The 238-nt window shown below is 69.3% G+C and carries 1 pseudogene; it reads left to right on the plus strand.

Annotated elements, in window-relative coordinates:
- A pseudogene (locus IF89_RS49545) lies at positions 1-238 on the plus strand (transposase); the annotation flags it as partial.

Raw genomic sequence — 238 nt, forward strand, 5'->3', positions numbered from 1 at the left:
ACCCGGCCGCCGGGCTGAAGCGGTATGAGGCCGAGCACGACTGGCTCACCACCATCCGCCTCCCGGCATACGCGCCAGACCTGAACCCGGTCGAAGCCGCCTGGTCGCCCGTGCGCAGAGCTGCGGCCGACACCGCCTTCGACACCCCGACAACCTCGACCGCACACTCCGCCGCGAGTTACGCAGAATCCAACTCCGACCCGACCTCACCGACAGCTGTCTCACGGCCACCGGTCTG

This window comes from Streptomyces sp. NRRL F-2664 (genome assembly GCF_000719345.1).
Taxonomy (GTDB): domain Bacteria; phylum Actinomycetota; class Actinomycetes; order Streptomycetales; family Streptomycetaceae; genus Streptomyces.